The following is a 4,902-nucleotide window of genomic DNA, read 5'->3' on the forward strand; positions in this document are numbered from 1 at the left end:
GGCGCTGCACGGCGCGATAACCGACGTGTCGGATATCGATATCCTGGTCAGTCAGCGCGACGGCGTCACCCTGATGACCAGGTGGCATGGCGGGGTCACGATCGGCGCAGCGAGCGAACGTTTTCGCTCGACACCCTATGCCCGTCTGGCGGGCGCCCCTTTGCCGATCGAGGTGATGGGCGATCTGGCGGTTTCCGTGGCGGGGGGCTGGCAGCGGGTGGTGCCCGCGACGCGCATCGCCATTCGCGGCATATTCGTTCCCGCGCGGACCGATCTGGTCGACATCCTGTATCTGTTCGACAGGCCCAAGGATCGTCGGCGGGCCGCGCTGCTGATATAGCTGTCGCGGCCCGCGCGCGGACGATCAGTCGACGACCGTGCCGACCACCGCGCCGCCGACGCCGCCCACTGCTGCGCCTTTCTCGACACTGCCGCCAGTCGCCGCCGCGACACCGGCACCGCCCGCGCCGCCGATTGCCGCGCCACGCAGGGTCGAGCAGGCGGACAGCGATACCGCCGATGCGAGCAGAAGAGTGGAAATGGCGATCGTCTTCATGGATGCGGCTCCCTTATGGTGACGCTCGACCAATGCGACATCGCGACATGGGTTCCGCCAGGCAATCCTTCGTCACGAACATGGCGTCGCGACACAATTGGCGCGCTCGTAACGTTTCGACATCTGCGTGTATGGTGCCGCCTCCACATCGCCAGCGTCTTCAGGAGACGCGCGATGTTTCACGATCACCATGCCGATTATCACGCTGCCCGCGCCGAGGCGGAGGCGATCCGGGCGATCCGCGCCGACGACCCCGTCGTGGCGGCGGTGCACCAGGATCTGTGCCTGCGCTACAGTGGCAGGGTGATCGCCGCGTTGATCCTTGCCGGCGTGGACCGGATCCGCCGCGAATAGCGGCGCATCATGGCGGGGATCAGACCCACCCCTCCAGCACCTGATCGGGCGGACGGTGGCCGTCGGCCCACATGCGGATATTGGCGATGACGCGCTCGCCGCTGGCGACCCGACCTTCATAGGTGGCGGAGCCCATGTGCGGGGTCATCACCACGTTGGGCAGCGCGAGCAGCCGCGGATCGATCTCCGGCTCATGCCGCCAGACATCCAGCCCGGCACCCGCCAGCCGCCCCTGTTCCAGCGCTTCGACCAACGCATCCTCATCCAGAATGCCGCCACGGCTGGCGTTGATGACGAAGACGTGCGGCCGCAACAGGCCGATCCGTCGCGCATCGATCAGGTCACGGCTGTCTGCATTGAGCGGCGTGTGGATCGTCAATATGTCGATCGCGGCCAGCATCTCGTCCAGATGAGGATGCCATTGCGCGCCAAACTCGGCCTCTACCACCTTGGGCAGGCGATGCCGGTTGTGATAGTGAATCGACAGCCCGAACGCCCGCGCGCGACGCGCGACCGCCTGGCCGATGCGCCCCATGCCCACGATGCCCAGCGCCTTGCCGCCGATCCGATAACCGAGCATGCCGCCGGGGCTCCAGCCCTTCCACTCGCCCGACCGCACCAGTTTCTCGCCCGCCGCCAGCCGGCGCGGCACTGACACGATCAGCGCCATCGTCATATCGGCGGTGTCCTCGGTCAGCACGCCGGGAGTATTCGTGACGATGATGCCCCGCGCCCGCGCGGCGCGCAGATCGATGTGGTTCACGCCCGCGCCGAAATTCGCGATCAACCGCAGTCGCTCGCCCGCCTGCTCGATCAGCGCGGCATCGATCGTGTCGGTCACCGCCGGCACCAGCACGTCCGCTTCGCGCATCGCCGCAGCCAGATCGTCTCGTGACAGCGCGCGGTCGCCGCGATTGTTGCTGGTGTCGAACAGTTCGTCGAGGCGGCGCATCACCACCTCGGGCAATTCGCGCGTGACGATCACGCGGGGGTGCGCGCACCGGCGCATGCCTGCCGCGGGCGGACTGGCCTTCTCGCTGTTCGGGGTCTCGACCATCAGCGGGGATTGGCGCAGCGCCGGTAATGCGTCAACGGTTGATGCCATCACGATCGGGCGGCTACAGGGCGGACGATGATCTGGGCGGACAGGATGGGGGCAGGCGCATGCGGCGGGTGATGGTGGCGATACTGGCGATGTTGGTCGCCGTGCCGCCCGCCGCGGCGGCGACCGAGGAGAAGAAGCCGCCTTATTATGCATCACTGGCGCCGGCCCGCGCCCGGATGCGCACCGGCCCGGGACGAACCTTCCCGGCGAGCTGGCTGTACGTCCGCGCCGACCTGCCGGTGCGCGTCGTCGCCACGTTCAAGGAATGGCGGAAGGTCGAGGATCCCAGCGGGACGCAGGGGTGGATGCTCGGCAACCTGATCAGCAACCGTCGGACCGCGATCGTCCAGGGCGGCAGCCCCGCCGAGATGCGCGATCGCCCGGGCGGCCCGCATATCGCCTATCGCGCGGAGCCGGGCGTGATCGGGCGGCTGAGCGCCTGTGCCAATGGCTGGTGCCGTTTCGACGTACAGGGGCGGACAGGCTTCATCCAGACCGATCGCCTGTGGGGCGTCGATGCAGGCGAGACTTTGCCATGACCTTCATGCTCGACGGTTTCGATACCGATCGCTTTGTCGCCGCGACGCTGGCCGAGGATGTCGGGGCAGGGGACGTCACCTCCGCCGCCGTCATCCCCGCCGACGCGCGGTTCGTGGCGGTGATGGACAGCCGCGACGCGATCACGGTTTGCGGGCTGGATCTCGCCGCAGCCTTTTTCGCCGCGCTCGATCCCGACGCGACGATCGAGCCGCTGGTCCGTGACGGCGATCGCGTGGCGGCGGGCACCGAGCTGATGCGTATCACCGGGAACGCCCGCGCGCTGCTGACGGCGGAGCGGTCGGCACTCAATACCGTGCAGCATCTCTCGGGCATTGCGACGCTGACCGCCGGTTATGTCGATCGCATCGCCGGCACGGGGGCGACGCTGCTCGATACGCGCAAGACGATCCCCGGACTGCGCCGGCTCGAAAAATACGCCACGCGCACCGGCGGCGCGACCAATCATCGCATGGGCCTGTGGGATGCGGCGATGATCAAGGACAATCACGTCGCGATCGCGGGTGGCGTCGGCCCCGCCGCCGCGCGCGCCAAGGCGGCGGGTATCGCGACGATCATCGTCGAGGTCGATCGCGTCGATCAGATCCCCGCCGCGATCGAGGCGGGCGCGACACACCTGTTGCTCGACAACATGCCGCCGCCGGTGCTGCGTGAGGCGGTCGCCCTGGTGGCGGGGCGCGTTCCCACCGAGGCGTCGGGCGGGGTCACGCTGGAAACGATTCGCGCCATCGCCGAAACCGGCGTCACGTTCGTCAGTGTCGGGCGCATCACGCAGTCGGCGCCGGCAGCGGATATCGGGCTCGATTTCGCCGCGCTCTGATCCCCCTTGCGTCACCGAAACCGTGGGCGCAGGAGCGGAAGAGGCCCGCTCCGGGGCCAAGAGGATGTGATGTGACCCGGCCGCCGTCGATCAAGCGCTTCGAACGTTTGTACCTCGCCTCGTTTGGGCTCAGCCTGATCGGCTGGGCGACCAGCTGGCCGTCGATGGCGGCGCGGCTGGCCAGTGATCCGCGCACCGTCGGTTATGGCTGGTTCCTGCCCGCTGCGCTGGTGCTGAGCGCCGCGATCACGCTGGCGCTTTGGTGGAGCATTACCCGTGGCGCCAGCCGGCTCGCGAAGTGGATCGTCGTCGTGCTCACCGCGCTGGCGGTGCTGCGTCTGCTGATCAGCCTGCCGTCCGCTTTGCAAGGCAGCGGCAGTATCGGTGCTTTATTGCTGATGCTGGGGACGGTTGGGCTCAGCATCATGGCGGCGTTGCAGCTGTTTCATCCGGATTCGCGCGCCTGGCTGGGCGAAGATGCGGCGGAGGATGCGGCATGAGGCGCCTGCTGTCGATTGCGCTGCTGACGACGGCGCTGCTGCCCGGCGCGGCTGGCGCTCAGGCGCTGACGTGCGAGGTGCCGACGACCATTCCGCGCCCCAAGCCCGATCTGCCGACCGCATCGCAGCCTGCTCGCCGCCTGCCGATCGGCGGCTATACGCTGGCGATCACCTGGAGCCCGGAATTCTGCCGCACCCGCCGTGATGATCCAGCGGCGCGCCTTCAATGCGGAACGACGAACCGGTTCGGTTTCGCGTTGCATGGCCTGTGGCCCGACGGGGTCGGCAAGGACTGGCCGCAATATTGCCGTGCCACCGCGATCCTGCCGCGGCATGTGATCCGGCAACATTTGTGCGCCACACCTTCGCCCCAGTTGCTGCAGCATGAATGGGCGAAGCACGGCACCTGCATGACGGGGTACACCCCGCAGCGATATTTCGCGCAATCGACCGGCATGTTCGCGCGGCTGCGTTTCCCCGATATGGCGGCGCTGTCGCGCGGCCCTGTCACCGCCGGACAGCTCGCCGAGGCGGTGGCGGCAGCGAACCAGGGCATCCGCGCCGAGATGATGCGGATTACTACCACACGGCAAGGGTGGCTGGACGAGATCTGGCTCTGCACCGACATGTCGTTCCGTTACGTCGGTTGCCCGGGGCATCAGGGCGGGGTCGCGCCCTCCACACCGATCCAGATCTGGCGCGGCGGCCGGGGCTGACGCGGGACGGCGTTTCGGCACGCCCCGGAAATGGGGCGAAGGCTAGCGCTTGCGCGTCAGTTCCCGCATCGCATCATCGAGCCCCGCCAGCGTCAGCGGATACATGCGATCGTTCATCAATTCCTTGATGATCTTTGCCGATTGCGAATAACCCCATTGGGCCTCTGCCACCGGGTTCAGCCATACCGCGGCGGGGTATGTGTTCGTCAGCCGCTGCATCCACAGCGCGCCCGCCTCGTCGTTGAAATGTTCGACCGAGCCGCCCGGATGGGTGATCTCATAGGGGCTCATCG

General features: G+C 67.8%; 8 protein-coding genes and 1 pseudogene. 6 read left to right on the plus strand and 3 right to left on the minus strand.

Annotation, left to right across the window (positions count from 1 at the left end; translation table 11 throughout):
- On the plus strand, positions 1-340 hold a 340-nt coding region (locus tag ACFDSW_RS10190; protein ID WP_375250180.1), incomplete at its 5' end, for a hypothetical protein.
- A 24-nt stretch (positions 341-364) separates the two neighbouring features.
- On the opposite strand, the gene ACFDSW_RS10195 is transcribed toward ACFDSW_RS10190, so the two are convergent.
- Positions 365-556: a hypothetical protein gene (locus tag ACFDSW_RS10195; protein ID WP_375250181.1), complete on the minus strand. Its 192-nt coding sequence runs from the start codon at positions 554-556 to the stop codon at positions 365-367.
- Positions 557-730: 174 nt separating this feature from the next.
- Here ACFDSW_RS10195 and ACFDSW_RS10200 point away from each other — a divergent pair, with 174 nt between their 5' ends.
- Positions 731-910 carry a hypothetical protein gene (locus tag ACFDSW_RS10200; protein ID WP_375250182.1) on the plus strand — a complete coding sequence of 60 codons (180 nt, stop codon included), beginning with the start codon at positions 731-733 and terminating at the stop codon, positions 908-910.
- Positions 911-929: 19 nt separating this feature from the next.
- Here ACFDSW_RS10200 and ACFDSW_RS10205 read toward each other — a convergent pair whose 3' ends face one another.
- Positions 930-1,919, minus strand: coding sequence for a 2-hydroxyacid dehydrogenase (locus ACFDSW_RS10205; RefSeq protein ID WP_375250187.1), 990 nt, complete (start codon positions 1,917-1,919; stop codon positions 930-932).
- Between the two features lie 155 nt (positions 1,920-2,074).
- Between ACFDSW_RS10205 and ACFDSW_RS10210 the strand changes: the two genes are divergently transcribed.
- From ACFDSW_RS10210 to ACFDSW_RS10225, 4 genes are all read left to right on the plus strand, one after another.
- Positions 2,075-2,554 carry an SH3 domain-containing protein gene (locus tag ACFDSW_RS10210; protein WP_375250183.1) on the plus strand — a complete coding sequence of 160 codons (480 nt, stop codon included), beginning with the start codon at positions 2,075-2,077 and terminating at the stop codon, positions 2,552-2,554.
- Positions 2,551-3,393, plus strand: a complete 843-nt coding sequence (nadC, locus tag ACFDSW_RS10215; protein ID WP_375250184.1) for a carboxylating nicotinate-nucleotide diphosphorylase — start codon at positions 2,551-2,553, stop codon at positions 3,391-3,393. Before ACFDSW_RS10210 ends, nadC begins: the two co-directional genes overlap by 4 nt.
- Positions 3,394-3,464: 71 nt before the next feature.
- Positions 3,465-3,893: a hypothetical protein gene (locus ACFDSW_RS10220; RefSeq protein WP_375250185.1), complete on the plus strand. Its 429-nt coding sequence runs from the start codon at positions 3,465-3,467 to the stop codon at positions 3,891-3,893.
- Positions 3,890-4,609, plus strand: coding sequence for a ribonuclease T (locus ACFDSW_RS10225; RefSeq protein WP_375250186.1), 720 nt, complete (start codon positions 3,890-3,892; stop codon positions 4,607-4,609). Before ACFDSW_RS10220 ends, ACFDSW_RS10225 begins: the two co-directional genes overlap by 4 nt.
- 42 nt (positions 4,610-4,651) lie before the next feature.
- Here the strand turns inward: ACFDSW_RS10225 and ACFDSW_RS10230 are convergent.
- A pseudogene (locus ACFDSW_RS10230) lies at positions 4,652-4,902 on the minus strand (VWA domain-containing protein); the annotation flags it as partial.

The sequence above is a fragment of the Sphingomonas sp. genome (assembly GCF_042091075.1).
GTDB lineage: Bacteria > Pseudomonadota > Alphaproteobacteria > Sphingomonadales > Sphingomonadaceae > Sphingomonas.

What these genes read in the sequence shown, in the direction of transcription:
- ACFDSW_RS10195 (WP_375250181.1), bottom strand. Translation starts at nt 556, where the DNA reads ATGAAGACGATCGCCATTTCCACTCTTCTGCTCGCATCGGCGGTATCG.
- ACFDSW_RS10200 (WP_375250182.1), top strand. Translation starts at nt 731, where the DNA reads ATGTTTCACGATCACCATGCCGATTATCACGCTGCCCGCGCCGAGGCG.
- ACFDSW_RS10205 (WP_375250187.1), bottom strand. Translation starts at nt 1,919, where the DNA reads ATGCGCCGGTGCGCGCACCCCCGCGTGATCGTCACGCGCGAATTGCCC.
- ACFDSW_RS10210 (WP_375250183.1), top strand. Translation starts at nt 2,075, where the DNA reads ATGCGGCGGGTGATGGTGGCGATACTGGCGATGTTGGTCGCCGTGCCG.
- nadC (WP_375250184.1), top strand. Translation starts at nt 2,551, where the DNA reads ATGACCTTCATGCTCGACGGTTTCGATACCGATCGCTTTGTCGCCGCG.
- ACFDSW_RS10225 (WP_375250186.1), top strand. Translation starts at nt 3,890, where the DNA reads ATGAGGCGCCTGCTGTCGATTGCGCTGCTGACGACGGCGCTGCTGCCC.